General features: G+C 59.2%; 18 protein-coding genes and 1 pseudogene. 11 read left to right on the top strand and 8 right to left on the bottom strand.

Features of this window, described 5'->3' with window-relative positions:
- Nucleotides 1–205 precede the first annotated feature (205 nt).
- A pseudogene (locus GWG54_RS21220) lies at nucleotides 206–394 on the top strand (plastocyanin); the annotation flags it as partial.
- Nucleotides 395–1,624: 1,230 nt separating this feature from the next.
- Complete coding sequence (locus GWG54_RS17065; protein ID WP_167938903.1) at nucleotides 1,625–2,392, top strand: SDR family NAD(P)-dependent oxidoreductase; 768 nt, start codon at nucleotides 1,625–1,627, stop codon at nucleotides 2,390–2,392.
- Between the two features lie 18 nt (nucleotides 2,393–2,410).
- Here the strand turns inward: GWG54_RS17065 and GWG54_RS17060 are convergent, their stop codons facing one another.
- On the bottom strand, nucleotides 2,411–3,490 hold the full coding sequence (locus GWG54_RS17060) for a phosphotransferase family protein (RefSeq protein ID WP_167938902.1): 1,080 nt from the start codon (nucleotides 3,488–3,490) through the stop codon (nucleotides 2,411–2,413).
- 120 nt (nucleotides 3,491–3,610) lie between these two features.
- Between GWG54_RS17060 and GWG54_RS17055 the strand changes: the two genes are divergently transcribed.
- Nucleotides 3,611–4,834, top strand: coding sequence for an acyl-CoA dehydrogenase family protein (locus tag GWG54_RS17055; protein WP_167938901.1), 1,224 nt, complete (start codon nucleotides 3,611–3,613; stop codon nucleotides 4,832–4,834).
- 49 nt (nucleotides 4,835–4,883) lie between these two features.
- Complete coding sequence (locus GWG54_RS17050; RefSeq protein WP_167938900.1) at nucleotides 4,884–5,405, top strand: winged helix-turn-helix domain-containing protein; 522 nt, start codon at nucleotides 4,884–4,886, stop codon at nucleotides 5,403–5,405.
- Nucleotides 5,406–6,331: 926 nt separating this feature from the next.
- Here GWG54_RS17050 and GWG54_RS17045 read toward each other — a convergent pair.
- Both GWG54_RS17045 and GWG54_RS17040 read right to left on the bottom strand, forming a co-directional pair.
- Nucleotides 6,332–6,784: a zinc ribbon domain-containing protein gene (locus GWG54_RS17045; protein ID WP_167938899.1), complete on the bottom strand. Its 453-nt coding sequence runs from the start codon at nucleotides 6,782–6,784 to the stop codon at nucleotides 6,332–6,334.
- Nucleotides 6,785–6,990: 206 nt separating this feature from the next.
- Nucleotides 6,991–9,885, bottom strand: coding sequence for a M14 family zinc carboxypeptidase (locus tag GWG54_RS17040; protein ID WP_167938898.1), 2,895 nt, complete (start codon nucleotides 9,883–9,885; stop codon nucleotides 6,991–6,993).
- A 384-nt stretch (nucleotides 9,886–10,269) separates the two neighbouring features.
- Between GWG54_RS17040 and GWG54_RS17035 the strand changes: the two genes are divergently transcribed.
- Nucleotides 10,270–10,935 carry a hypothetical protein gene (locus GWG54_RS17035; protein WP_167938897.1) on the top strand — a complete coding sequence of 222 codons (666 nt, stop codon included), beginning with the start codon at nucleotides 10,270–10,272 and terminating at the stop codon, nucleotides 10,933–10,935.
- Between the two features lie 48 nt (nucleotides 10,936–10,983).
- Here the strand turns inward: GWG54_RS17035 and uppS are convergent, their stop codons facing one another.
- Nucleotides 10,984–11,919: a polyprenyl diphosphate synthase gene (uppS, locus tag GWG54_RS17030; protein WP_167938896.1), complete on the bottom strand. Its 936-nt coding sequence runs from the start codon at nucleotides 11,917–11,919 to the stop codon at nucleotides 10,984–10,986.
- A 194-nt stretch (nucleotides 11,920–12,113) separates the two neighbouring features.
- Between uppS and GWG54_RS17025 the strand changes: the two genes are divergently transcribed.
- Nucleotides 12,114–12,713, top strand: a complete 600-nt coding sequence (locus GWG54_RS17025; protein ID WP_167938895.1) for a hypothetical protein — start codon at nucleotides 12,114–12,116, stop codon at nucleotides 12,711–12,713.
- Between the two features lie 50 nt (nucleotides 12,714–12,763).
- On the opposite strand, the gene GWG54_RS17020 is transcribed toward GWG54_RS17025, so the two are convergent.
- From GWG54_RS17020 to GWG54_RS17010, 3 genes are read right to left on the bottom strand one after another with little or no spacing between them, the layout of a single operon-like run.
- Complete coding sequence (locus tag GWG54_RS17020; RefSeq protein WP_167938905.1) at nucleotides 12,764–13,993, bottom strand: ABC transporter permease; 1,230 nt, start codon at nucleotides 13,991–13,993, stop codon at nucleotides 12,764–12,766.
- A gap of 20 nt (nucleotides 13,994–14,013) precedes the next feature.
- A complete protein-coding gene (locus GWG54_RS17015) occupies nucleotides 14,014–15,219 on the bottom strand; it encodes an ABC transporter permease (protein ID WP_167938894.1) in 1,206 nt (401 codons plus the stop codon).
- On the bottom strand, nucleotides 15,216–15,992 hold the full coding sequence (locus GWG54_RS17010; RefSeq protein WP_167938893.1) for an ABC transporter ATP-binding protein: 777 nt from the start codon (nucleotides 15,990–15,992) through the stop codon (nucleotides 15,216–15,218). Before GWG54_RS17010 ends, GWG54_RS17015 begins: the two co-directional genes overlap by 4 nt.
- Nucleotides 15,993–16,562: 570 nt before the next feature.
- Here GWG54_RS17010 and GWG54_RS17005 point away from each other — a divergent pair.
- Both GWG54_RS17005 and GWG54_RS17000 read left to right on the top strand, forming a co-directional pair.
- The gene (locus GWG54_RS17005; RefSeq protein ID WP_167938892.1) at nucleotides 16,563–17,189 is read left to right on the top strand and encodes a hypothetical protein; all 627 of its coding nucleotides are present in this window, start codon (nucleotides 16,563–16,565) and stop codon (nucleotides 17,187–17,189) included.
- Nucleotides 17,190–17,357: 168 nt separating this feature from the next.
- Nucleotides 17,358–17,705, top strand: coding sequence for a hypothetical protein (locus GWG54_RS17000; protein WP_167938891.1), 348 nt, complete (start codon nucleotides 17,358–17,360; stop codon nucleotides 17,703–17,705).
- A 147-nt stretch (nucleotides 17,706–17,852) separates the two neighbouring features.
- Here the strand turns inward: GWG54_RS17000 and GWG54_RS16995 are convergent, their stop codons facing one another.
- Nucleotides 17,853–21,608 carry a hypothetical protein gene (locus GWG54_RS16995; protein ID WP_209438505.1) on the bottom strand — a complete coding sequence of 1,252 codons (3,756 nt, stop codon included), beginning with the start codon at nucleotides 21,606–21,608 and terminating at the stop codon, nucleotides 17,853–17,855.
- A 776-nt stretch (nucleotides 21,609–22,384) separates the two neighbouring features.
- Here GWG54_RS16995 and GWG54_RS16990 point away from each other — a divergent pair.
- From GWG54_RS16990 to GWG54_RS16980, 3 genes are all read left to right on the top strand, one after another.
- Nucleotides 22,385–24,289 (top strand): asparagine synthase-related protein, encoded by a 1,905-nt coding sequence (locus GWG54_RS16990; protein WP_167938890.1) that lies wholly within the window; start codon nucleotides 22,385–22,387, stop codon nucleotides 24,287–24,289.
- 87 nt (nucleotides 24,290–24,376) lie between these two features.
- Nucleotides 24,377–25,129: a hypothetical protein gene (locus GWG54_RS16985; RefSeq protein ID WP_167938889.1), complete on the top strand. Its 753-nt coding sequence runs from the start codon at nucleotides 24,377–24,379 to the stop codon at nucleotides 25,127–25,129.
- Nucleotides 25,130–25,322: 193 nt separating this feature from the next.
- Nucleotides 25,323–26,159, top strand: coding sequence for a succinylglutamate desuccinylase/aspartoacylase family protein (locus GWG54_RS16980; RefSeq protein WP_167938888.1), 837 nt, complete (start codon nucleotides 25,323–25,325; stop codon nucleotides 26,157–26,159).
- Nucleotides 26,160–26,495 lie beyond the last annotated feature (336 nt).

Here is a 26,495-nt window from a genome sequence, read left to right as displayed (position 1 = left end):
ATATGTGGTGTTAGCAGCGATTCCGAACTCAAGTTCAGGAAACAGCAGTGACGACGCTGCGCGAGTCACCTTCGTTGCCTCAGTTGTCTCGGCCATATCGAGACAACGAGGACAACGACAATCGTCGCTTGGTCACTTCAGCAACTACTGTTTAGGGGTGGGCTTCCGCTCGCTACGTGTCATCACCTAGAAGAACGCGGACGGGCAACCGCACAACGTCGAGATCTGGGACGACAACGGCGAGGTCGTCGACGACTACGAAACCGAACTGATGGCAACTGAGGGAGCGACGCAGTCGCTCGAGATCGAGGCGGACGAGCGGATGGCCGAGTACGTCTGCGAGATCCACGCCGATTGGGGGCAGTGCGGACGCATCGAAATCGAACGTCCGTAAATCGCCTCGGGGTCGAGTGGTTCGAAAGAGTGACGCCTACGGGTGGCCTTTCGCCTCCGTTTTGCCTGCGGCGGAGTTACTCCAAGACGAGTGGAACGCTCGAGGGAAGCTCGCCCGTCTCGAGCGCTCTTGGACTCGTTCCCGGCGTCTACCGGGACGCTGCCGGAGTCGAACCAGAAACTTATACTGCGAGAGCGCCAAACGGTTCCAGGGACGGAGGGGGACTCGCGTCAGGTCACGACGGTTTCTGACACACCCCGTCTGTGTCCCTCGCGTCGAGAAACCCTCGGTCCCGTCTTTTTCGAGTAGCACGTTGAAAGTACCGTCCGCCATCAGTCCGTGATAGATGGCTTGCGACCTTTCCACGCGGGCACCCGACAGATCGCCGGGCCTGCCTTCGAGATACGAGTCTCTCTCGAGTCGCGCCGAGAGAGCATCGTCACTCCGCCAGGTGCGTATTATTTTACTTATGAGAGAGTGCGATACGATCGTAGATATAGTTTAGAAGTGGGACTACTAAGAACGATTCCGGTGATAGGCGCGGAAGTTCCGCATCCGGACGATCGGCGGTATTCGTCGATATGACGGCCGTTATTGGCCGTCCGGATGCGTACACGTTAATTGATCTTTGGGTGGCCGAGAGGGTTCATCCGAATCCGGAAAGACGGCTCGTTACTGCCTGAAGACTCAAGTTTTGACTACGAGGATTCAAATCATGGGATCCCTGACTGCTTCGGTTCGTCCTCGATAATATTGTAGAACTTGAACATAACAATATCGCTATCGAGGCAATAGACACTATCAGTTACCATATATTTACTCAGATTCCGACTTGATCGGGTTCGATCGGCAGGGGCGTCCCCGCTCGGGCGTGGGAATATTCTTCATGCTTCTCGTTTCATGGCCGACGAGAAGACAACGTGGTTTCGACTGAAGCGATAGTGCGGAGTCTCCTTCCTCGAGGAGCGACCGAGTGAGCGAGTAGAGAGTCGAAGACCATGACACAGGGAAGTTCGACACGCTCTCGCTTCGCGAGCGGTTCGACGATTCGCGGCTCAGGTTCGCGCTGGACGACTCCGAGGCGGACCCTCAGTAACCCGTCCGTGAACCGCCGATTTCGTTTTTCTCGGCGCGGTGTCGGAACCGCCGCCTCGAGCGCGGCGCTCGTCTCCCTGCCGATCTGACACGATGCGAAAAGGTTAGGCGCCGAAGGTCGCATACTCCGATCGGATGACTGCACTCTTCGACCTGTCAGACCGAGTCGCGCTCGTCACCGGCGGCGGACGCGGGATCGGACGCGCGATCGCGATCGAGCTCGCAAACGCCGGCGCGGCGGTCGTACCCTCGGCGCGGTCGACCGACGAGATCGAGGCCGTCGCCGAGGAGATTCGAGACGACGGGGGCGACGCCCTCGCCGTTCCGGCCGACGTCACCGACGCCGACGCGGTCGCGGACGCCGTCGAGCGAGCCGCGGCCGAGTTCGGGTCGATCGACGTCGTCGTGAACAACGCGGGGTTCAACCCGGACGACGCGCTCGGCCGTCCGGAGGACGTCTCGGCCGAGAGCTTCGATCGCGTGGTCGAGGTCAACCTGAACGGCGCCCACCGGGTCGCGGCCGCGGCCGCCGACGCGTTGCTCGAGAGCGACGGTGGGTCGGTGATCAACGTCGCCAGCGTCGGCGGGCTCGTCGGGCTGCCGCGACAGCACCCCTACGTCGCCTCGAAGCACGGACTCGTCGGACTCACGAAGAGCATGTCGCTGGACTGGGCGCCGGAGGTCCGCGTGAACGCGGTGGCGCCCGGGTACGTGGCGACGGAGCTCACCGAGGAGCTCCGGGAGAACGATCAGCTCCGGCGGTCGATCGTAGAGCGGACGCCCCTGGATCGCTTCGCCGAGCCGGCGGAGATCGCCGGCCCCGCAGTGTTCCTCGCGAGCGACGCCGCGAGTTACGTAACCGGAAGCGTGATCGCGGCCGACGGCGGCTGGACCGCGCGGTAGTCGCGGTTCGCCCGGCGGTTAGATATCGTACGTGCCGTCGACGAGCCGGACCGCTCGGTCGAGCAGCGCCGGGACGCCGGTTTCCATCTTCGGGTAGAGGGGGTCGTCGCTGTCGCCCGAGAGGTGCCTGGCGAAGAACATCTCGCCGAGGGCGGCCATCTTGTACGTCGCGAGGACGAGGTAGAACCGCGGCTCGTCGAACGAGAGCCCGGTGTGGCGCTCGTATCGCTCGATCAGCGCTCGCCGGGAGGGGTAGCCGTCTCGAGCCGTGATCGTCGGGTACAGCCCCGGAATCGGCGGATCCGGATCGCCCTCGTCGTACCAGAACGAAAGCATCCAGCCGAGGTCGGTGAACGGATCGCCGAGCGTCGCCATCTCCCAGTCGAAGACGGCGAGGGTCTCCGGGTCGCCGTCCGTTCCCGCCTCCGGCCGCGCGAACATCACGTTGTCGAGCTTGAAATCGCCGTGGACGAGGGTTTCGGGGTGCGTTTCGGGAACGTTCGATTCGAGCCACTCGGTGACGCGATCCAGGTCCTCGAGTGCTCGGTGCTCGGCGGTCGTCTCGAGGGCCCACTCGAACTGGCCGCGCCACCGCTCGACCTGGCGGTCGGTGAAGCCGCTGGGACGGCCGAACTCCCCGAGACCGACGGCGTCATAGTCGACGCCGTGGATCGCCGCGAGCGTCGCGACGAGTTCCTCGCCGACGGCTCGGCGCGCGTCCGGCCCGTCGAGCCAGGGCGGTTCCTCGGCGCGAATCACGTCGCCCTCGAGCCGGCGCATCACGTAGAACTCGCTGCCGAGGACGTCGCGGTCCTCGCAGGCCAGAACCGTCTCGGGGACGGGGACGTCGGTGTCCTGCAGTGCCGAGACGACGCGGTGCTCCCGCAGGACGTCGTGTGCGGTGTCGGCCGTCTCGCCCGGCGGCGGCCGTCGAACGACCAGGTCCTCGTCGTCCCACGCGACGAACAGCGTCTCGTTCGAGTGACCCTCGTCCACCCGCTCGACGTCGAGTCGGTTGGCTTCGCCGAGCGCCGCCGCGAGGTACGAGCGCAGCGATGCCTCGTCGACCAGTCGGTCGAGATAGTCATCGTCCGTCATTCTCTATCACGGTGTCTCCACGTTCGAGAGAGACCGGGTTAAGCACTTCGGCTCCCCCCCGTTTCGATTCTGCGACCCGGAGCGGTAGATATAGGTACTCGTTCCGAAATACGTGAGTATATGAGGTACGATGACTCAGACCAAGCGACCGAACTCGCGGAGCGCGCACGCGAGCTGATGGACGAGGTCGTCCTGCCGCTGGAGCGCTCCCGAGCCGGCGGCGTCACCGTTTCCAGCGGGACGGTGACCGACCTCCGCGAGGCGGCGCGGGAGTACGGCGTCTACGCGCCCCAGATCGCCGAGGAGTACGGCGGGATGGGCGCGAGCTTCCGGGACGCGCTGCCGGCCTTCGAGGAGGCGGGCCGCAGCCTCCTCGGCCCGGTCGCGATGCGGGTCGACGCCCCCGACGAGGGGAACATGCACACCCTGGAGATGTTCGGCACCGAGACCCAGAAGGAGACCTACCTCGAGCCGCTGGTCGAGGGCGAGATCGCCTCCGGGTTCTCGATGACCGAACCGATCCAGGGGGCGGGCTCCGACCCGAAGATGATCCGGACGACTGCCGAGAGAGACGGCGACGAGTGGGTGATCGACGGCCACAAGTGGTGGACGACCCAGGGCGTCGAGGCAGACGTCCTCATCGTCCTCGCGCGGACCGACGAGGACGGCCACCCCTACGAGGGCTGCTCGCTGTTTCTGGTGCCGGCCGACGCCGACGGCGTCGACGTCGTTCGAAACATTCCGCACACGGGCGGGGGGATCCGCGGCGTGTCCCACGCCGAGATCCGCTACGACGGCGTGCGCGTTCCCGACAAACACCTGCTCGGCGAGCGCAACCAGGGGTTCGTCCACGCCCAGGAACGGCTCGGCCCCGCGCGGCTGACCCACTGCATGCGCTACTCCGGGATGGCCGGACGCGCACTCGAGATCGCGAAGGCGTACACGAGCGAGCGCGAGGGGTTCGGGTCGACCCTCTCCGAGAAGGGGTCGATTCGCCACCGCATCGCCGATGCCGAGACGCGACTCCACATGGCTCGGACCGCAATCCGGGACGCGGCCGACCGGATCGCTGCCGGCGGGGAAGCGCGCGTTCCCGTCTCGATGTGCAAGGTCTTCACCGCCAACGTCGCCCAGGAGACGATCGACCTCGCCGTCCAGTGCTGTGGCGCCAACGGGATCGGTAAGGACCTGCCGCTTTCGGATTTCTACGAGTCCGTCCGCCAGTTCCGCCTGGTCGACGGCGCCGACGAGGTCCACCGACGCGTCATCGCGCGCGCCGCCTTTGAGGACGTCGACGAGGCGGAGCTGGAACCGATCACGCGGTTCGGCGAGCCGAGTCGATAGTGAGGGCGCCGACCGGAAGACTGACGGCGGATTCCCCCGAAGCGATCCTATGGGCGAGAAGAAGACCCGGCCCGAGTGGAACTTCAAAGAGCGGGACACGTACATCCTCAGCGAGCTCGCCAACGACCCGACGCTGTCGGCACAGGAGATCCGCGACCGACTCGAGTCCAAACACGACATCGAGACCTCGCGCGTCACGATCAGCGAGTCGATCCGGAAGATGCGCGAGGCGGGCGTGTTCCGCGAGGCGGTGATCCCCAACGAGGAGTTCCTGTTTTTCAGCCTGTTCGAGTACCAGTTCTTCCCGCCGAACTTCGACGCGGAGTGGCGGGACGCCCTCGAGTTCATTCAGGAAGACGAGCACACGCTCCTGTTTTTCCTGGCCGACGGGCAGTACCAGTGGAAGTCGGTGATGGTCTTTCGGGACCGAGAACAGGAGTCGAAGTGGATACACGACTTCTACAAGAACCACGGCGACCTGCTGCTCGACCTCCGAAACACCGTCGTCACGAACGTGCTGAAGTTCAACGCCGATCCGCGCATCTTCGAGTCCCTCCTCGGGGAGGAGTGAGGGCGGCGCGTGTGACGGGGATCGTTTCGACGGTCCGAGACGGTCCTACTTGCAACCAGTTCTGATTACGCTGATTTTCCTTACTGCTCGTTTGGACACAGCTGTATAGATTACGATCCGTAACTTTATGTCGGTCGGGAACGCAATTCCGATAGGGACCGCTGGTGTACAACCGTACCTCTGTAAATATCTGGGTCTCGGTTCCGCGAGACGGCGTCACGCCGGCAGTCGTCCCCTCTCGGACAGGATCGGTCGCGCTCGAGAGATCGCGTCGGTCGACGGGACGGTTCGTACTCGAATTCTGAGGTGAGAGAAGTATCATACTTTCCTGATAGGTACTCGAGAACTGCATATCGTTACAGTTGTCTGCCGGAATATTGTCCGTTCTCCCGCTTAGCGTTATCTATGTGGATATAATAGCCGCAGAAGCTGCCGATATCGATCCTATATCCGATAGATCCAGTACGAATCCTGCTTTCTAATCCGCTACCGAGAATGCCACCACTATACCGACTCATTCAGTAAATTCTCTCAGTTAGGTTCCGACAACGAATTCTCGACACCATTCTTCGAACCGATACTCGCCATAATTATAAGAATGTTTAGTAGTATCTGGAATAGTAACGTCTCTCGAGACCGCGTCGAATTGCGAGCGCGTCAAAACGACGGCGACGCGTCGCTCGAGACGATCGAACGTTCGGCGCTTCCGCCGGGATCGATCTGCCGTTCGGTTGCCCGCTCGAGCGTTCGGTCCGTCCAGACGGCGAGAAGCGTACGCGAGAGTGCGGTCGGCCCAGAGCGACTCTGTCCGCCAGCGGTGGGTTACAGAAATTCGAGGAGAAAGCCCACGACGTTAGTCGTGGGAGAAATCACGGCCCGCGAACCGGGAACGGCCACGAACGGTCCGTCGCTCGAGGCAGCGGGTCTCAGCGACGGGAATCCTCGGGTGCGTCCGTCGCCGACTCGGGAGCGTCGTCGCCGAGCGGGGTCGTACACCAGTGACAGAACTCGAGGTCGTCGTCGAGTTCCTTCCCGCAGTGCGGACAGGAGGTGGTGGCGTCTCCGTCGGCGGACTGCGTGGCCGACCGACGGTCGGCAGTCGTGGTCGGCGTTCGGGCGATTCGGTACGCGTCGAGGACGCTGAGCCCGATAACGGCGTACATCGGCGCGACGGCGAGCACCGTCTCGAGGGTCACAGTTCCGTCGATGAGCGTCTGAAAGGCCCCCTGATCGACGAAGAGGGTCGTGACGACGAGCGACGCGAGGAGCCAGCCGACGGCGCGGCGCAATCGTCGGAGGTAGAGGTGGCCCAGTCCGGTGACGAGCGCTGCGAGTAGCGCCGCGAGCCACGGTCGCTTCCGAGAGGTCGTCTGGGACATATCCTGACTAGACAGTCAGTAAGGATAAGTCCTCCCCCTTGAATCGATACTGCGACGGCGTCGACGTCCGATCCGGCGCTTCCCTCCCGGGACGGATCCCGTTTCGAGCGCGAAGCGTCGGAAACAGTGGGGAGTCCGCACACGGCCGTTGCCGGGCGACGATCGCTCGCTCTCGAGGCGGAGTCGGTCGGGGACGGAGGTCGCCGCTAGCGCAGCTCGCCCCAGGTGCCGACGAGTTCGCCGTCGACGAAGCGCCGTTGCTCGAAGCCCAGGGCGTTACACATCATCGTGTGGCCCATGAACGACAGGGCGTGGTCGGCCATGCCGAAGGGATGGAGGTACTCCTGGGACGCCGGCGGCAGCGCCGACCCGATCAGATTGATCTCGGCGTCGCCTGCCGACAGCGAGCCGGCGGCGACGCCCGCCGCGTCGGCGCCGTCCATCCGACCCGCGACCTCGCCGCCCGCGGCCTCGAAGGCGTCGTCGTCGATCACCGTGATCGGCTGGTCGGACTCGTTCGCCGAGTAGCCGATCTGCGGGCTCTTCCAGATCTCCCGCTGGATCTCCCGGAGGTCGGTCAGCAGGTGGTGATCGAAGTTCCGATCCTCGAGGTTGGCGATCGTGATCGTCGTCGATGCGATGTCCGCGGCGCTCAGCTCGGCGGCGTCGCCGACCTCGAGGACGTCGAGCAGGTAGAGCCCGGTGTCGGTCAACACGAGGTCGCCCCCGGCCTCGACGAACGCCTCGATCGCGGCGACGTAGTCGGAGTCGTCGATCCCGTCGTCGTGGGCGATCACGAGCTCGTCGTAGTGGCGCTTGCCGGAGTTGCCTTTGAGCAGGCGCCCGACGCCGACGTGGTGGACGCTGATGCCCTCGATCGAGCCGTCCTCGAGGAACGGGTCGAGGTCCTCGAAGAACGCCAGGGGGTTGACCTCGTAGTCCTGCTGGCTGTAGCCGAGGACGACCTCGGGGTCGGGATGTTCCTCGTCGCTGTCGACGACGACGATCTCGACGGCGGGTTCCCCGTCGCCGTCGTACTGGAGGGTCCACTCGCCCGCGTCGGGAGTGCTGAAGAAGAGACTCGAGGGGTCGGTCATACAACAGTCGTCGGCGTCGTGCTCCGAGAGGTCGATCTCCCGGACGCGCTCCCCGTCGGGGTCACAGAGGCGGACGACGCCGTCCTCGCCGCCGCCGGCGAGGAAACATACCGACACCGTCTGGGTGTTCTCGGCGACGTCGACGGGCGTCGGTTCGGCGCCGAGGCGGGCGGCGCGACACCGAACCTCGGTCCCGCCGTCGTCGGACGCGGAACCGTGGGATCCGTTCTCGCTCTCGCCCTTCCCCTTCGCCTTGCCCTTTCCCTTCCCGGGGCCGCCGTCGTCGGGCGTGTGCGAGAGGTCGGCCGAGGAGCGGGTAAGCGTCTCGGAGCGGACGTAGGCGACGTCGCTGCCGTCGGTGGCGACGGTCGCGTCGGTGTCCGCGGCGCATAGCTCGGCGAACTCGCGCATCGAGAGGAAGTACGCCGTCTCGAGGTGGCGCTCGACGTAGGGTCGCCAGTTCTGGAAATCGCGCAGTCCGAGTTCGGGTGCGACCGTGACGGCGCCGAGCCCGCCCCGTTCCTCCTCGATGCCGGCCCAGCCGAGCAGCCCGCCCGTGATGTTGTACTCCAGCGAGTCGTAGATCGAGCCGTAGTTCTGCAGCGTCTCGGGGACGTACTCCTCGAGGTCGGCCGTATCCCGGCCGGCCCGGATCGTGTCCTCGGCGATCGCCTCGGGCCCGCCCCAGCGGTCGGTCATGGCGTCGTTGATCCGGCGGTTGACCTCGTCCAAGTTGTGCGTGCCGTCGTGTTCGTAGGTGGCGTTGGACTCGAGGTTGAGCACCATCGAGTCGGCCCACCCCATCATGTGGTAATCACAGAGGTACTCGACGTTGTCGTAGCCCCGGAGGTGCTCGACGGCCGCGAGCGCGTCGGGGACCATGTCCTCGTAGCCGACGTCGTAGCCGGGGCGGATCCCGGGGTCGTCGGCGGGTTCGGCGGGCCAGAACGCCGGGTCGACCCACCCAATCGTCGGGTACTGGCGGTTCGTGTCCAGCCCCGTCGAGTTCCCCCGCTCGTGGCCGATCGTCGGGTCGTCTGCGCTCCCGCCGACGTGGGGCTCGCGGACGAGCCAGCCGTCGGGGTTGATGTAGACGTAGACGATCGCGATGTCGTCGAGCAGCGGGTTGAACGCCTCGGACTCGCCCTTCGCCGCGTTCTCGAGGATGCGGCTGGCGGCCTCCCGTCCCGCCTGTTCGTTGCCGTGGATCGCGACGGTGAACACGGCCTTATCCTTCTCGGCGAAGGCCTCCCGATCCTGCACGTCGTTGGTGAGTTCCGCGACGTAGATCTCGCCGAGATCGGGATCCTCTCCCGTGACGTGGTTCTCGTGTCCGGGACCGTACCCGATCCGCTCGAGGTTGACCATGTCGGGGTGTTCGGCCTCGAGGTGTTCGAGGGCCCGCCCGACCTCGCCGTGGGAGACGAAATCGCGGGCGCTCTCGACGGACGGGAAGACGTCGTACTCCTCGACGTACTCCGGATAGACCTCGTAGTCGCCGTAGGGATCGTCCAGCTTCCAGAACGGGTTCGCCCCCGGCGAGAAGTCGACGTGCTCGATCCCGCCGTCCTCGAGGGCGGCCTCGAGCTCGGCGGCGGTGAGCCTGGCGTGGGCCGCCGGGGTCGGCGCCTCCCGGTAGACGACCTTCGGGGCGCGGTCGTCCTCGTCGATCTCCCAGTCGGGTTCGCCGAACTCGTCGTAGAACGCCGCGAGGGCGTCGCCGTCGGCGAACTCGAGGACGAGCGTCGCCTCGTAGTCCTCGTCGGTCGCATTGACCGCGAACTCGGCGACGTCGGTGAGCGCGTCGTCGGTGACGTCGGCCGAGACGGTCGTCGGCAGGGCGAGCGCGGCCCCGGACGCGGCCGCGACGCTCAGAAACGTCCGTCGGTCGATTCCGCCGCCGTCGAACGCGTCGGCCTCGAGCTCGGCCGCCTCCGCGGCCGTGTACTCCTCACGTTCGTCAGTTGGTTCCGCTTCGTCGTGATGTTGATCGTGCGTCGACATGCGTTGGTCTATCTCTCTGTAAGATCCGATTCAGTACCATCACGAGTCGATTCAAAAGATCGTTCGTACCCCCAATCACTCACTGGTATGTGAATTTTTATCTACTCGGGCTGGGACTTGAGCGGGGACTGATTGGAGAGTTCGCGAGCCGCTCGTTCGGGGACAGGAGTGGGTCGACCAGGCGTCGATTGCCTCAAGGGCGACGAGAACAAGGAGCCAGCCAGCGTTCTACAGATGATAATCGAGGGACTAATCGGTAGTAATATTATGCTCGAGAGGTGATTTGTTACCGACGGTTTAGGACTCAAACATTTGAGTCAAAGATCCTGTTCTACAGCAGGGAACCCGTTCCCCTCTCGAGGGGAAATTCACAAATATAGAATAATGGTAGATGTTACACGACGGAAGGCGGTTATCGGTGTCGGCGGAGCAATCTTACTCGCTGGCTGTTCGGATGCCTCTGGCCCGAACAGTAGTGGAGACAACAGTAGTGAAGGGAATACTGAAGAAAACGATACTGATGGAAACGAGAGCGAAAACGGTGCAGGTGGTCTCAACGAGAGCGAAGACGAAGAAGGCGGAAATGAGAACAGGTCGTCAAATGAGTCTGTAGAAGAGACCGAAACCGAACCTGAAGCTGAAGAGAACGAGACGACCGAAGCCGACGAAGAGACCGAGGAAGCCGCCGAGAACGGAACCACCGAGGAAATGACGACTGAGGAGTTCGTAACGAGACTCGAGACGGCCTACAGTGGTGAGGTCGTTGAGTATGAGGAAGACGAGACACACGGCTCCTTGACCTTGAGAGCCGAAGAAGGGAATTCGACTCCCTCGACGAGCACGATGCGTGAAATCGCAGTCCCCTACAGTGCTTACGTGGAAAGCGGCAATGCGCCGTCTGAGCGGCTTGATGTCACCATCCAGAGTAATGATGGCAGTCAAGAACTCGGTACCGCTACGGTTGAGACTGAGTGGGTAGAACAGTACAATCGAGGTGAGATCTCACAAGGGCAGCTCCGAGAACGTGTCCTTGGTACCCTCGAAACTTAAGAGCATCGAGGTCTGAGAAAGAAGTGTATTTGAAAGCTGTGACTCACCTCATCGATCTGCTACTGGCTCGTTAGAGTCAGGCAGTTCAATCGTCTCTTCGTTTGGCTGTTCCGAAGCTGGTAGTGAATCACGGAAACGAGCAACGGTCGAGCGTGCCTCGGGGAGGTCTTGGTCACTCATTGAACCCAACAACGCAAGAGCACGGCGAGCACGAGTGCGCTGCCAGGACTGTTGACGGTGTTCATAGGTACGGATTCCACGTAAGAAGTCTGCCTTCGAAAACTCTGGCCAGTATGGTTTACAAAAAAAGACTGCGGCCTCGTTCCCATTTGCATGCCACGGAAGGAAGTTCGAGGTGCGTTCACCGCCCCCCGTTCTGATGATTAGGTCAACATCGCGGAGAGGGGTCGTATAGAGTTGTTTTTCGACCGTCCCGATATCGATCTCCTCTGGATCGAGGTTCCCAGATTCGACGTCTTTCGCAACACTCCGCGCAGCCTCGAGAAGTTGGGATCGGCCACCGTATGCGAGTGCGATATTGAGGATAAAGCGATCATATTCCTGTGTTTGTCTCGTTGCATACGTAATTGCCTCTTGGACGCGCTTCGGAAGCCGATCGACTGCCCCGATCGCTCTGATCTGTACTTCGTTATCATGTACACGATCAGCATCAGCAAACTCACGAAGCTTTTCAGAGAGCAGATCAAACAGTGGTTCGTTCTCTTCTGCTGGTCGATTGAAGTTTTCCGTTGAGAACGCGTACAGCGTTAGCTCTTCAACACCGATTTCCTGACACCACTCGAGGATCTGTTCCGTTGTTTTTGCCCCTGCCCGATGCCCTTGATGAGTATCATCACCTTGCTGCCGGGCGTACCGACGGTTTCCATCCTGAATCACAGCAACATGGTTCGGTGTACCCGAGACCTCCTCAGAAAGAAGCCGCTCATAGAGAATATTAGCTTGTTTCCGTAACCAGTCACTCATTATACTAAACTTGATAGTGTGACATATATAACTTGTGGTGACTCCCCTGGAGAGACGAAATTGAGACTGAGTTGCTATTTCTATTCCGTCCACTGATATGATAGCTGCGGATCAGCACTGTCTTACAAGAGAAATGTTGCTTATCATATAAGTGTAAAAACTTATTAATAACCAGGTGGCAGAAGCATTCGGATATGGATAGACGAAAGGTCCTCCTCGGTAGTGGTGCTGCAGTTACAACCCTCTTTGCTGGCTGTGCCAGTCAAACCGGAGCAGAAAACGGCGCGGATAACAAAGACAACGGTAACGCGAAAGGCAAGGAAAACAGCGAGAAAAAGAGCGAAGACAAGAAGAAAAACGGCAAACACAGCGAAGAGAAGGGCGAGAAGAAAGGTCACGAGGAACAAGAGGACAAAAAGGACGGTGGCGACAAAACGGACGAGATTCCCGGATTTGATCCCGCTGCCTGCGAGATCGACAGCGAGCTTATCCACATCAAGGAACTCTCGTGTCACGACGGGACGCTCATCGTTCGCATCGTCGTGAAAACTGAGGACCGGGAGAAACTCCTCGAGGAGCTCTCCGAACTCGCACCGGCTCTCGAACGCGGAATCACTGACGTTGAAGCGTTCTTTGCCGAGGTTGACGAGATGGAATTCACTCTCCAGAACGAATCCAAAGAGACCCTGTTTGCCATCCATCTTGATGTCATGTGGTTCCGTGAGTTCGTGAACGATAATCTGTCGAACGAGGAACTGATGGAGATGGCTCGCGAAGAGATGGAACAGGAGTAGGACACCTCGAGTCGTACGCCTGTGTTTTCCCTCGAGAGAGGATTGCTGTGTCAGATGTGTTCTAATGGCGGTGCTCGACCGACACGCCAGCCAGCGATTGCTGCAGCAATCGTCCCGATAACCACTGCAATCCCGACCGCGCTCGCATACACCCAGGGCGCAGTTTGGACAAGCCCCTCAAACCCGACAACGGCTGCTGAGAGGCGATTGAGCCCAGCGACCGCCGGTGGTGTAAGCAGTATTCCGGTCGTCCCCCCAAGAACACCGATTACGAGTCCCTGTCCGATCACCGTATAGATGAGCAGTGCTGATGACACACCCTGTGCGGTGAGCGCTGCAAACGTCTGGCGTTGCTGATAGATGACGAGTGACAGTAGCGACATTGTGAGTGCGATGCCGGCACCGATCGCGAGGACGATCAGTGCCCCTGCAGCAGCGAGGAGAATGACTTGCTCTTGTAACACGGCCGAAAGCTGCTCCTGATTCGATCGGATATCGTACTCGGGATATGCCGCTTCGAGATCCTCTTGCACGGTCTCAACATCGGCATCGTCCTCGACAGTAATCGTGATGAACGTCGCCGGCTCGGTTTGAGTCGTCCCCGTGATCTGATGGAACTCGCTGAGCGGCATCGTCACTGTTGATGCCCCCAACATCTGTTCGAACGTTGATGAAACGCCAACCACCGTATACTGGTTGTCCTCTGTCGCGGTGAGCGAGCCACCGACGTTGACCGTATCACCAACGGTGAGATTCTGCGTTTCAGCTGTCTCTTCGTCAATCAGGAGCTCTCGGGTCATATTTCCGTCATATGATCCGTTCGAGTAATAGGGGTCACCCGAAAGTCCCTCTCCCTCCGAGACCTGAACGGATGGCCCTCCACCTGGCAACCCGGTCGCAATGAAGGTCTGGACCTCGCTCTCCGCACCCGTTTTTATATATACGGTATCGAATGCGAGTGGAATCGCGTTCGAAACACCGTCGTGCGATCGCATCTCCGCAGAGAGATTGCGTGAATCGTAGAGTGTGTTTTCGAACCCGCCGCCATCAGCCGCCGTGATCCGGGTTTCGCCTGAGGTGACCCACAAGTCACGCTCTGCCGTCTCGAACTGTTGGTTCCCCGTCTCGAGCACACCGAGACCGGTACTGGTGAGTAGCGTTATCGCGAGCACGGCGAGTGCAACGCCAATCACTGCCAGCAGAAGCCGAAGCTTCTGCTGTCGGAACTGCGCGACAGTAAGCCGACCGGCGGTCCGAACTCGAGCGAGGCTACGGCTCATCCTGGTACGGATCCGGCTCGTCACTGCGGAACACCTCCGGAGACTCGCCGCGCAACGAGCAAGAGGACTGGTAATGACAGCAGGCCTATTAGCAGCGCAACACCGAGTCCATAGCCGAGAAACAGTGGACGAGAGACCGCTATCGGCTCAGTCGTCACCGTTCGAACCGCAATCGCATTGATGAGTCGGATACCGGCTAAGCCACCTATGGAGCCTATTATTCCCCCAAGTCCCGTCATCACGAGTGTCTGTGTCCCGATGAGCTGTAACTGGCTTCGAACTGAGACGCCCATCACAGAGAGAATCGTCAGTTGCTGACGATCCGTGACGATCTCGAGTCCCGATGTCGTGACAACGAAGAGGGTGCCAATGGACAGCGAGACGACGAACGCAGTAAGTGCGAGTGACAGGGACAACTCGGAGTTCTGTGTGTTACTCGCCATCATCTCTCCACGAGAGTTGACTGTGGACTCCGGATAGACGTCAGCAAGGTCTTCCTCAACGCTTGGCGAGTTCGTCCCGACAACGAACTGATCCGCCTGGTCGTATGATGCCGAACCAGTTACAGCCTGAAACTCGCTCAACTGAACGAGTGCTGATGGAATCCCGCCACTTGTACCCGACTGCTCGTCGATAGCTGTCACCGTAAACGAACTGTTGTCCGCAACGGTTATCGAATCACCGGGAGAGACAGCGAGCGTCTCGGCGACGCTCGGTGACAGGACGACCTCTCCAGTCCACTCCCCACTGGTGTAGTAGGGATCGTTCGGGGTAAGCAAGTCAGAATTGAGACCACTCACGCGATCGACCTCCGGAGAGTTGATAATGCCCGTGATAAGTACGAACTCGGATGTCCCGTTCGCTTCGATTTGATGGATCTGTGATAGAACCGGTGTTGACGACTCCACCTCCTCCTTTTGGCGGATTTGCGTATTCGTCTCGTGAGCTGAGCCGAACTGTGGATCGTCGGTCGCAACTAACGGGGAACTCGAACCTTCCGTCTCCGGCACGATCCAATAGTCGATATCCTCATCAGCGACGGTCGTACTTGTCGCAATGCCGACGCCAAGGCCGGTGACCATGACCAGTAACGCGATCACAACGGCTACACCAAGAACGCTAAACTGGATGCGTTGTTTTGCCGTATAGGTTGCACGTGATGCCGTTTGACGGATTGCAACAGCGATCAAGCCGAGCCACCGTGCAAGGAGGCGACGAAGGTTCATGGGGTGATCTCACCCTGTCGCGTCTGACTGGCGATGGCCCCATCCCGGAGGCGGAACAACCGATCACAGATATCCAGCGTTTCGCGGTCGTGCGACGCCAGGACGACAGCCCGGTTTTCCGCAACTCTCGTAAATTCTTGGAGTATTGTTCGGCCAGTATCCGTATCGAGTTCGCCGGTCGGTTCATCAGCGATGACGAGCTCTGGATCCGTGATCAGTGCACGAGCAATCGCGACACGTTGTTGCTCTCCGCCGCTGAGTTCCCCCGGGCGGTGCGTAATCCGGTCTCCAAGCCCAACGCGTTCAAGCAGTTCAGTCGCTCGCTGCCGGCGTTGTCGCTTGGCAACACCGAGTTCTACCAGCGGGAGTGCGACGTTTGCACGAGCAGAGAGTGAGTTGAGCAGGTGAAAGTGTTGGAAGACGATTCCGATGTGCTCGAGCCGGTGCCGCGTTCGCTCACGTCTCGAGAGTGCCGAAAGCTCTGTCCCTTGGAACGTGACGGTCCCCTCTGTCGGCTGTTCTAAGCCGGCGAGGATATGCAGCAGTGTTGATTTTCCACTCCCGCTTGGACCGGCGAGGCCAACGACTTCTCCCGTTGAGATTTCAAGCGACACGGTATCGACTGCGCTGATCGTCGGTGGCTTTGACCGTCCGAGCGCTCGCGCGATCCGTCCTGGATCGGATCCCTGGCTGTAAACTTTCCTCACATCCGTTGCGGTAACAATAGGAGACGAGGTATCGCTCTTTTTGTGTGACGGAGATGGACTGCCCATATCGATGAAGATATCTGCAGGTAAATAATTGTCCTGATATTATGGATATTAGATAGCCAAAATAAATGATGGACGTTGACGCTCTTGGGGCTCCCTGCTATTGACATCTCCCGCACCTGAAGACCCGGAACACGGATCGATCTGGTCTTTCTCACGCGCAGCTGTCCACATTCGTCATCACCCACATCTAGAGATGCCCTCTCTCAGCCATTGACACGTGTCGTGTGAACTATACCCGCCGATAAATATAAATGACATTAATGAAGATACTTACTCCGTTGCGAAGGGCCCTATCCCAAGAGAGGGCAGTCTTCTGTGAGTGTAAAAACTGTGGAAAGAAACTTTCAGAGACCGCAGATTGGTGTCATAACTGTGGCTCACAAGAAGTTGCAAGCTATGATGTTTGAAGGTTAACATCTTTTATCGAAATAGATGACGTCAGTAGACGTATGGCTACGAAGTGTGAAAATACTAAAAAATTCTGTATAGAAATCATACAATAAATGTAATCTATATCTATCATTTAGATGTAAAAACTTATTAATGACCATGGTGTTATGGTAGGTGGATATGGACAGACGAAAGGTCCTCCTCAGTAGTGGTGCCGCGTTCACAACCATCCTCGCCGGCTGTTCCAACGAGACTGGATCAGAAAACAGTGATTCGAGTGAGAACGGTGCAGCCAACGGGCAGGCTGATAACGGAAAGACGGAAGACGAGAAAAACGGTGGGGAAAAGAACGGGAACAAGGAGAAAACCGAGAAGGAAGAGAAGAACGGCGAGGATGAGAAAGAGGGTGGTGATGAACAGGAAGACGAGAAGGGCGACGAGAAAGAGGCGGACGAAATCCCCGGGTTCGACCGAGCGAAGTGCGAACTCAACAGTGATCTTATCCAGATCAAAGAACTCGCGTATCACGACCAGAAGCTCGAGGTCTGCGTTGTGGTGACGACGACCGACCGGGCTGCACTCCGTGAGGAACTTCTCGAGCTGGCCCCCGCTCTCGAGCGTGGAGTCACCGACGCGGAGGCGTTCCTCGCTGAACTCGAAGAGGTCAAGCTGACTGTCCAGAACGAGGCCAGAGAGACGATCCTCTCTGCCTATCTTGACGTCCAGTGGCTTCGTGAGTTCTTGAACGACGATATGACGAACGAAGAACTCGCCAGTAGAGTTCGTAGTCAGCTCGAACAGGAGTAAGAGCATTCGGAGTCTTCATCATTATTTCTCATGTTTTCCGTATCCCATAATTGTTATTTAGTACATGAATTATATAAATACAGATCTATCATAGTATATAGTAATTACGCTACTATAAATATGTAATATATTAACAAGATTTTTCAAGTAGTGTGCACAATACTAGATATGGCTGACGAGATCGATGCCTCAGCAGAGGTTACCAGTGATGAACTTCTGAAAGATGCTGCCGATTCCCCGGAGCAGTCTGATGAAACTGTTGGTTCGACGGATCATAACCAAGAGGCTGTGAAGCAGTCGGACCAAATTAATCGGCTGATCGCAGTACTTCGAATGAAGGGGGTCCTGTCAGAAACCGGCGTTCATTATATCAAGACTGGTGAAATGGATAAAGAGGACTTCTTTGATGGATTGATATACAAAGATGTGGAACCGTTTTTGCTGGAGATGAAAGAGAAGGGCAAGTACACAGAGGAGGATATCGATCAATGGAAGAGCTTTCTCTCTCCTGAATGATCTTTGATACAGTTATCCGCAGAAGTTCTCGAATCCATCAGGGGAAGCGGCGAATCCACGCTTCGGCGTCATCGTTCCAGTCTTGAAGGTGAGTTGAAACAGGCACAAAATCCCGACTCGGGGCGGGGTAGACGTCGACCGAATTGGCTACACTATATCGACATCGTTGAGGTCCGGATCATAGGCGCCACTGAGTGAGGGACGGTTAGCAACCTCGATCTCGCCCGAACGCAACGTCACGTCGGGCCGTCGGATCCGGACACTTGCCTTGTCATCAGCCGTGGTTACGTCATCGATGACGAAATCTTCGATGAGGATACCCGAGGGGTTCGTCTCACTGGTATACGTACACCGGAGTGTCGGGGCGACAACGTTCGGTCCACAGAAGACATCCAGATCGGTAATATAGCCACCATCGGCACCGCTATTGATTCTGACAATATCGTTCTGGGCGTCGCTGCCATCGATTTCGATCCGTTCTGCGACCGGTTCGCCACCGTTGAACCAGAGGCCGGTCCCCGGGTAGATCTGGTCGGAGGCTGCGTCGAGAACCACCCTGCAGTCGCGAGCCTCGTCATCGGCACCGATACGGAGTGTGCCGTTCCCACAGTTGACTGCTGTGGCACGTACGACGAGGTTGTTGCCCACGCTGTTGCTCACGTAAACTCCGTTATCCACGTAGTCCTCGACATAACACTGCTGCCAGAGGTTAATCCCCTCGTGTGGTGGATCCGAACTGAAACCGATCGAATGGCCGACCGATGGTTCGGTGGCATCAGCGATTTCCCCGTCGGGAAGGCTAATGTTGCGAAGCAGCGAGAACGCGTCCGATTCACGAGTGTTGACGAGGCAGGTATACCGGCTCCCACCGGCAGGGCCGTGACGCCAGCGCTGCCCGACGAGCTCGACGTTGTCGATCAAACAACGGCCGACATGCGCGGTGATCAGACCCGCGTCTCGTTCCGGCTGGTCAGCGATATCAACGTCGAGGTTGCGAAACGCCACGTGTGCTGGTGGGTCCTCGTCAGCCCACAGTCCGAGTTCGAAGGCGAGATCGACATTGTGGTCGCGAATCTGTAACGTCGCTCGCGGGTCACCTCTGATTTCGAGGTACTCGATCGGATCATAGAGCTGGAACTCGGTGTTCCAGGTGTACTCGCCCATCGGCAGGACGAACTCGTGGTTGACCTCATCAAGGGAGGCAATGAATGCTAGGAGCTCTGCGGCCAAGTCACCATCCTCATTGATCGCAGGATGGCTAGCCACATCGATCGTCGTGACCTCAAGTGGGCGGGATGTCAGTGCGCCCGTCAGCCCGTTCGTGACGTCGATCGGCCGAATCCGATCGATGCAGTAGCGGTAATCCTCGGATTGCAGATTACCAGTGTAGATACCATGGGTTGCCTCCAGTGAGGCGCTTGCAACCGGATAATTGACAGCGGCACGACCACGCGTGTACTCCTGCCCGTCCGCGTCACAGACGACCCAGTAGACCGAGTTGGCCTCGAGTTCGGTTTCGAAGGTAACCGTCTCGCCCGCCTCGAGCGGAGCGATCGATTGTTCATCGAGGACGGTCCCGCTATCATCGGTCAGATAGGCTGTCGTGACACCGACGGTTCCGGTGGAGATCCGACACTCCAGTCCGTTGACCGCATTTCTCGTCCGGAGACGGACGCCCGCCCGTTCGGTGAGCCCGTTCCAAGACTGGCTGTACGTATCGTTCTCGAGGGTGAGCGTCTCATCCTGTCCGGCCGTCGTCTCGAGCACGGCCCGTTCGCTGGCCTCAACGACACGGTCGATACAGTAGCGGTAGTTATCGGACCACAGATCACCACTGTAGATGCCGTGGGTTGCCGTCAGCGAAGGGCCCTCGAGGGGGTAGTCGACGGCGGTACGGCCACGCGTATACTCCTGCCCGTCGGCGTCACAGACGACCCAGTAGCTCGTTCCGGCCTCGAGTTCGGTTCCGAAGATAACCACTTCACCCGCCTCGAGTCCGGCAACGGGCTGTTCTTCGAGTACCGATCCGGAATCATCGGTCAGATAGGCTGTCGTGACGCCCTCGGTCGCACCAGACAGACGACAGGCCAGTCCGTCAACGCTCGCAGTCGGCTGCAGACGGACACCGGCCCACTCGTTCAGTCCCTCCCAGGACTGTCCCTGACTATCGTCCTCGAGGTTCAGTACGGATGCCCGCCGCTGCGGGCTGATCTGATCGAGACAGTACCGGTAGTCATTGGAGCGCAGATTACCACCGTATATGCCATGAGTTGCCCGTACAACACCGTTTCCAACGGGGTAATCAACGGCAGCACGACCGCGGATGTAGCTGTCGTCACCCCCATCGAAGACGATCCAGTACGCCTGCCCAGCCTCGAGTGGCGTGGTGAACGTTATCGTCCCACCTGGCCCGAGATCGTCAATCGACTGCTGTTCGAGGACGGTTTCCGAATCATCGGTCAGATACGCCCTCGTGACCCCCGCGGTCTCCGAGGAGAGTCGGCATTTGAGCCCGGAGAGATCCTCGTCCGTCTCGATGCGCACACCGGAGCGGTCATCCAAACTGCCCCAGGACTGGGCTTCGTCATCGCTCTCGAGGTCGAGGGTCGACAGCACAGGATCGACAGGACCCGGCATGATCCGGTCGATACAGTAACGGTAGTTGTTGCTCCGTTCAGTGCCGCCGTAGATCCCGTGTGTCACTGCCAGGCTATCGTTCTGGATGGGGAAGTCCGCCTCGGATCGCCCCCGAACGTAGGCATCGCCTCGGGCGTCAACGACGATCCAGTACGTCTGGTAGGCGTCGAGCCGAGTCTCGAACCCAAACGTATCGCCCGCTTGGAGCGTGGCGATCGTCTGTCGCTCTAGGACAGCGCCCTCGTCAGTTGTGAGATAGGCCGTGATGAGTCCCTCAGTCTCCGCCGAAAGCCGGCATTCGAGACCCCGAAAGGACTGTGTGGGCTGGATGCGAACGCCCGAGCGGTTCTCCAAGCCGCTCCAGGACTGGGCTTCGTCATCGCTTCCGAGATCGAGCGCCGCCCCGGAGGGACTGCGAATCTCGACCGGTTGAATCTGATCGATACAGTAGCGGTATCCATCAGAGAGCGAGTTGCCGCTATAGACCCCGTGTGTCGCGACGAGGGCGGTACTCTCGAGGGGATAATCGACGGCAGTACGCCCACGGGTGTAGCTGTCGCCGTCCGCACCGCAGACGATCCGGTAGACCTCTCCGGCCGCGAGCTCGGCATCGAAGCTGAAGCGTTCGCCACCCTCAATGCCCGAGATCGATTGTTGATCGAGCACGGTCTCTGCATCATCCAGCAGGTAGGCGGTAGTCACGCCGTCAGTTTCCGTCGAGAGACGACACTCGACGTCGGTGATATCTGCAGTGGCTTGGATGCGAACACCGGACCAATCGTCCAGTCCACTCCAGGACTGAGCTTGCTCATCACTCCCTAATGAAAGTGTGTCAGGATCGCCGGCAGGCCGAATCCGATCGATACAGTATCGATAGCTCTCGGACTGATTGTTTCCACTGTAGATCCCCTGCGTTGCGATCAGTGACTCGCTTTCGATCGGGTAGCTGACCGCCGCTCGTCCCCGGACGTAGTTGCGACCGCGGGCATCGCACAGGATCCAGTACGTCTCCCCGGCGTTGAGTGACGTTGTAAAGGTAAACGACTCGCCCGGATCGAGGGTCGCGATCGAGCGTCGCTCCAGTACGTCCCCGCCGCTATCGGTTAGATACGCCGTCACCACACCCCGCGTTCGGGTGGAGATCCGACACTCCAGTCCGTCGACTGGCGCCGTCGGTTCGATACTCACACCGGATTGGTTGTTCTGGTACGGCTGAGCCGAATCATCGCCCTCGAGATTGAGCGTTGCACCGTCCTCGATGTTCATCTCAGCCCTCCTCCGTTCTCCGTTATTTCCGTCGGTTCCTCCCTAACTGCGTCAGTTCCAAATTCTATTTTTCGTGCCATTTGTCCGTTGGTTTCTGATTGTTGCCGTCTCGATTTCTGAGACTATTCGACATTACCCTTCAGTTATTCTTGTTGCCAGTAGGTCGGATAAACTGTATTGACTGAAGATAAGATATAGTATAATATAAAGGATGTGGTGACCGGCAAGGATAGAAGGATATTTACGATATCACTGTGATAGAGTCACACTTCTGGGAAGCAATCCCTGAGAACCGCTTGACTGGAGCCACCTATTTTATCAGGTTCGTTTATGTAATTATACTGCTATATAGTTTTCACGGATACGCGGCTGTCTACGCGCTCCTTTTTAACATTCATTTCTGACTAAATTTTCTTCCTGAATCGGGTATAAATCACAGCAATATATATCATGAGCAAGGCTTATCAATTGAGACAGTCCAGTATGGAATAGTAGATGAAAATACACTCATTCTCTCATATTTATCTCGTAGAGTGGCCTTTCTCATCGCTCAGAACAAAAAGACAATTTTTCGACGGAAACGATACACAGTACAGCCGGCTCGGACGAGAGAGCGATCGGTCTTGCGGTTCGAGACAGACTCCGTCTCACTGTGGTCCCCGTGGTGCACAGGTCCGTTCGGGGCTCGTCTGCAGTCGCCAGAGAACGTGTTTCCGGGCTCAAAAACGAGCCCGACGACGGGGACACAGACGGTGGTTGGATGAGCGTGATCGACGATGAGAGCGACATACGGCGTCGTTCATCCGGACGAACCGGTGCGTGACACACTCGCTGATGAGTGGTTGCCGTTCGAGCCAGCAGCGCAGACGACGAGCGATCGGCTCGCCATTGCAACCAGCTCGAATAGCACCCATACGGCAACCGCTAGCTCGAACGCCGAGAGCGAATCGGTTCACTGTTGGCTTCTCGGGGACGTCTTCGGACACGAAGCCGGCGGACCGGGGCAATCCAACGGGTACGAGCCCCGCCCATCCGATACCGATCCGGCACAGTACTGCCTGTCATTGTATCAGCGAACTGGATTCGAGTTTCTTGAGGGACTCAACGGGAACTATTCGCTGCTCCTCTATGATCGAGCTCAGGAACGCTTCGTGTTCTGTACTGATCGGTTCGGAACGGTTCCGATCTACTGGACACGGGCTGACGACGGCTCGATCGTCTTCTCGACGAACATCCAGCTCCTTCCGTTTCACCCGAACGTCGACACCGCGTTCCATCCGGCATATCTCCACGAGTACCTCGCGTTTCGATGCACCTTTGGCGTCAAAACGCCCCTCGAGGGGATCGAGAAACTCGAACCGGGGACGATTACGTCGGTCGCGCTCGATGACGGCTCGGTTCACACCGAACAGTACTGGCGTCCCCGGTACCGGCCCCGCGATGAATCGTTCGCGTGGTTCGTCGAGGAGTTCGCCGACCGGTTTCAGACCGTTATCGATGAGTGGACCCATGACGGTCGTGAGTACGGTGTGTTGTTATCCGGTGGACGGGACTCACGGTTGATCCTCGCGGCGCTCGAGAACGCGACCGGGTTCCACATGAACGACTGGATGAACCGCGAGGCACATATCGCCGAGCGGGTCGCTCACGAGGCCGGGGCGGCGTTCGAGCTGCTCGAACGGGGACCGGAGTATCGTATCGGTGCGCTCGAGCGAAACCGATGGGCCGACTCCTTTAACGGGTGGTTCAGTCAGCCGTACACGAGCGGGTACGAATCACAGCTCACCGAACGCGTTGACGGGCTGCTGTCGGGACTGTACAGTGACTCGTTGTTCAGTGGGTACAGTGTCCCGTCACCGAGTGTCTCGTTGGGCCCACTGGGGTCGATAACGGCGCCACTCGAACGGCGGATCGAGACCGTCGATGAGTATATCGAGTTGTTACTCGACCGTGCCCATGACGACCTTGAGATGCCGACTGACCTCCGGACGGTCCTCGAGTCGAACATCTATCGGGAGGGCGATCGGGTCGTCCACCACGGCGTCACCTACGAGTCGCTCACGGAGCTGGTCTACTACGGCAACTGCTATCCGCTCTCGAACGACGATGATCTGCGGTTTCACGGCCATCTCCGCCGGCTGCTTCCCTATCGGTCGCCGTTTCTCGATAACCGGTTACTCGACCTCTCGCTGTCGATGCCGCCCCGATACCGGCTTCGCCGGGACCTCGTCGGGCAGGCAGTCGCCCAGCTTGATGCCGAGCTTGCGGCAATCCCGCACGCCAAAGCTGGCGTGTCGCTCTCGCGGTCGTTTCCAGTCAAATACGTGGGCGAACACGTTCTGGAGTTCTGGGACAAACACGTCGTCAATTGGGTGCCGCCGGAGCCATACCTGACTAACGGCCCCTGGCTGAACGACGCCGAACTGCTCCGTTCGTTCGAGTTCCCGCTCGACGTTCTAGACACGCAGGGGCGCGTAGCCGATGCGTTTCCCGGACCAAACGCGGATGCAATCAGAGCGCTGTACCACGATCACTGTCGTGGCGAACTCCATGTCGGGGAACTCTATACGCTGCTGACGGTGTTGACGATGCCTGTCACCGCCCATCTCCTCGATGACTCGAGTGAACCGACCAGTATACCGCTATCCACTGCTCAGGTGAGGGGAGATAATCCTCTGTAAACAGAGGCCCACCGTCACAAACGCGTGGCTAATCCATGCGACAATCATATTGGATAGATTTATTAGTCGATAGGAAAGAATACATGTATGAACAGGCGGTTTTTTACAAAGGCGGCTGGTGCCTCGATGGTCGGTGTTCTGGCAGGGTGCACGGAGTTCAACAGCGACGAGGATGCAGGAAGTACTGAGCCGGACACTGAAAACGAGACGGAGAACGACAGTCCCGAGACAGATGACAATGGCAGTGAGGCAGACGGGGACAACGAAACCGAGACTGAGAATGACAGTGAATTAGACAGGGACAACGAAACCGAGGCTGACAACGACAGCGAGTCGGATCCGGACACGGAAACGGAGACCAACGACACAGAGAACGAAACGTCGGAGGAGGAAGTGACCGCGGACGAGGAAGACGGTGAGACTGACGACGAGGAGACTCCTCCAGCAGACTCCAACGACTCTTCGGAAGCCGAGAACAACTCAACCGACTCCGACGATTCCGCGCCAGCAGATCCGGGCACGCTCGAGGGAGAGGCCGTGTTGGATTCCGAACTCGACGGCCGACTCGAGGTTGACCACGAGTTCGTCTGGGAATCAGGAGACGGATCCCACCTCTGTACTATCACCGTCGAGATGGAGAACACGACGTCGTCTGCCGAGTTGTTCTACGGCGGTTTCGGCATGATCGTCGACGGAGACGGCAACTCTCTCTCGAGTGATTATGCCCGGTTCAGCCTCGGTTCCGGCACCACCTCTGAGCATACGTTTTCCCTCGACCAGTGTGCCGACGCAGCCGCATACCGTGTCGAGTTCGAGGCCGACCAGGTCGTCGAAGAGTGATCGGCGAGACTCGCTGCTAGTAGTTGGTCCACGACTGCGTCCCCGAACTCGAGCGAAGAACCAGGCACAATCATCGACTGAGGCGGTGGTTCATCTGCGTGAGATTCTCTCACCACCTGGCATATAAATCTTGGCAACCCTATGAAATGTACTAATTTTATATATCATAGTGTAGCGTCTTTGTATGGTTGCAATGGTAGACCGGTCCACAACAAAGAACTCACAGAAACGGTCAACGAAGAGTCGCCGAGCGCTACTGGTTGGCGGATCGGCGAGTGTTTTCGGTGCGCTTACAATCGGGACGGCCAGTGCTACGGAGTCGATCACCGAGGGCGTTCGGACGCTGTGTTCGGGCACGAGATACGAGACTCCCGCATATGTCCGGGAGGCTCCGGCAGACGGGCCAACTGCCGTCGTTCTCGGTGGTGTCCACGGCAGCGAACTGTCCGGCATCGAGGCGGCACACGCAGTTCGCGAGTGGCAGTTCGATCAAGGGACGCTCGTTGTTATTCCCGAGGCCAACGCAGCTGCGGTCCGCGATCAGACGTATAGCGGCCCTCACGGCGACCTCAACCAACAGTTCCCCCCTGCCCAGACACCGACAACGGAGGTCGCGCGGGGTATCTGGACGTTCCTTACCGAGATGGACCCTGATGCCGTCATCGATCTGCATAGCTCGATGGGGATCTGGGGGTCGCCGCGTGGTCCGAGTGGGTACGGGCAGGCGATCTTCCCGTCCGTGAGTGGAAACGCTCGAGCGGTCACCGACCGCGCCACGACGTCATTGACCGACGACCTCATCGTTCCATCGGCGCGGTACGGGGGCGATTACGTGTTCACCGTCGGCAACACTCTCGCCGGCGAACACCCACGTTTGATCCATAAGGTCGCTGTCGATCTCGAGTGCGCCGGTTATCTGGCGGAGGTGACCCGCTATGGGACCGAGCTCGCGACTCGGACCGAGTGGGCCGAAGGGGTCGTCGACACGCTGCTCGCCCATCACGGGATTACTGCCACGCCCCCGAAATAATCTCGAGCGAGCAGCCATCGGAGCTATCAGTGATCGCCAACGGGTACCGCAGTCGGTCCAGTGGCTTGCTTGGCGAGTGGAGAGAGACGACTTCTGATCCGGTAATACTCGTGGGCTATAACCTGAGAAAGGAATCCTCGTGGAGAGCGCAAATGGCTCCGACTCGAGGGATGGAGCATCCCGAACCGAATAGAGTGACACTCAACGTGACATCCTCACCCGCCGTAAACGGCGGGGCTTCCTACAAGGGAAGCCTCGCGTCGAGGGAGGTTTCAGGACTCGAAGACCGCAAGCGTCGTTTGTCGGGATTGCCGACTCGGCGTGCGGTGTCCTGTG

Source organism: Natronococcus sp. JC468 (assembly GCF_012163165.1).
Classification (GTDB): domain Archaea; phylum Halobacteriota; class Halobacteria; order Halobacteriales; family Natrialbaceae; genus Natronococcus; species Natronococcus jeotgali.
Note: the sequence above shows the minus strand (reverse complement) of the source record. Positions and strands in the feature narration are given on the sequence as shown.